1 protein-coding gene is annotated in these 1,782 nt (G+C 38.6%); it reads left to right on the forward strand.

What is annotated here, in order from left to right; all coding sequences use genetic code 11:
• Positions 1-1,782: T9SS type A sorting domain-containing protein (locus tag HNS40_RS22275; RefSeq protein ID WP_172284912.1), on the forward strand; the 1,782-nt coding region annotated here is incomplete at its 5' end.

The following is a 1,782-nucleotide window of genomic DNA, read 5'->3' on the forward strand; positions in this document are numbered from 1 at the left end:
TGTAGAGTTCTTTATGATATGCCAACAGTAATTACCGAACCTGCTTTATTAGAAGTAGTTGAAGTAATACTTACAGATGTAAGTGGATGCTACGGAAATACCAATGGTATGATTGAAGTAGCTGCTACAGGCGGAACAGGAACCCTTCTTTATTCTATTGATGGTGGAACTACTTATGTAGATAATGGTGGAATGTTTGATAACCTTGGTGCTGGCACTTATGATATTTTCGTTAGTGACGAAAGTGGATGTATCGGTGAATATGCAGCAAATTCAGTTGTTATCAATGAGCCAAACCCAATGACTATACTCGTTACTTCAACTGATGTAAGTACATGTAACGGCGGAATGGATGGAATGATTTCTATCAATGCTACAGGTGGTACAGCTGACTATTCTTACTCTATCGATGGCGGAACAACATGGTCAAGTACAGGAAACTTTACTGACTTATTAGCTGGCGATTATGATGTTGTAATAGAAGATGCTAATGGATGTATGCAAGACTACTCTGGAAATCCAGTGATGATTGGTGAACCTGCTGTTATCGAATTCGGTGATGTTGCAGTAACTGATTTAGGATGTTTTGGAGCAGATGATGGAGCAATCATGATGTCAGGTACTGGAGGAACAGGAATGTTGATGTTCTCAGTAGATGGTGGAATGAGCTATCAGTCAAGCGGAGATTTCATGGGCTTATCTGCAGGTGAATACCTATTAATGATTAAAGATGCCAATGGCTGCGAAATGGCTTATGAAAATAATCCAGTTGTGGTTGAAGATGGTACCGAAATCCTTATCGAGGAAGTTATTGTAACTCATATACAATGTTCTGGTGAATTAGGAAGCATTACAATCACAGCAAGTGGTGGAATTGGCGACTTAATGTATTCTATCAATGGTGGAACCGATTATTTCGAAACCAATGTATTTACAGACTTAATTTCTGACACTTATGTTGTACGAGTAATGGATGAAAATGGATGTGACCAGCTTTATGATGGTAATCCAATTGTAATTCTAAATGCTACGCCTTCAATGGTTACGATAACAGCTAACCCAGGTACGGAAGTATGTACAGGTGCAGATGTTGAATTAACAGCAGAGGCAGAAGGAGCAGTGAGCTATACATGGAGTAATGGCGAAACTACACCATCAATTATTGTATCAGAAGTGACAGCTGGAGTTTATGAGTATACCTGTGAGGTAGTAAACCAAGAAGGTTGTGAAAGTGATGCAATGGTTAGCATTGAATTTATTGGAGGCTCAGCAGTGACTATTATGGTTAATCCAGAAAATGGTCCTTATTGTGTAAACGAACCCGTTGAATTGGAAGCTGTAGCAGAGGATGCTGTAAGTTTCGATTGGCAACCAGGTGGTTTATCCGACCCAATTATAGAAGTGACTTCAGATGTTGTACAGACCGTAGAATATACAGTCACAGTTATTAACTCTTTAGGTTGTGAGTCTATGGCATCAGTAGAAATTGAATATGATATCTGTGAGTCATTACCTGAATTAGAATCTGATATGATGACTATCCATGTATATCCAAACCCAAGTAACGGAGAATTCAGTCTTGAATTAACAGGTATGAGTCAAGAGGTGGAAATCTCAGTGATTGACTTTGCAGGAAGACTAGTACTGGAGGATAAAATACTTGAAATTACAGCGGATAAGATGGAGAAACAATTCGACTTTAGTGATTACGAAAGAGGTGTATACTTCTTGAGAATTACTCATGGTGGTAAAGTTTCTTACAAAAAGGTTGTTATTCAATAG

The organism is Lentimicrobium sp. S6 (assembly GCF_013166635.1).
GTDB lineage: Bacteria > Bacteroidota > Bacteroidia > Bacteroidales > UBA12170 > UBA12170.